Below are 223 nucleotides of genomic sequence, written 5' to 3' on the forward strand. Positions count from 1 at the left end.
ATTCAGAATGGCTATTTATTGATGGTAGTATAGTCCATACTCATCAGCATGGAACGGGTGCTGTCACAAATGACGATGAAGCAATAGGTAAAAGCAAAGGCGGTAACTCAACAAAGATTCACTTTGCAGTGATAGTTATGGGCTACCCGTTTGTTTTTCATTATCTGTAGGTCAAGTACACGATATTGTCCATGCCGAAGAGCTGATAAATCAATCTCCTAAA

At 39.5% G+C, this 223-nt stretch carries 1 pseudogene; it reads left to right on the forward strand.

Annotated features, from left to right (window positions below):
- Window positions 1–223, forward strand: a pseudogene (locus V6255_RS18495) (IS5 family transposase); the annotation flags it as partial.

The sequence above is a fragment of the Psychromonas arctica genome (assembly GCF_038155225.1).
GTDB lineage: Bacteria > Pseudomonadota > Gammaproteobacteria > Enterobacterales > Psychromonadaceae > Psychromonas > Psychromonas arctica_B.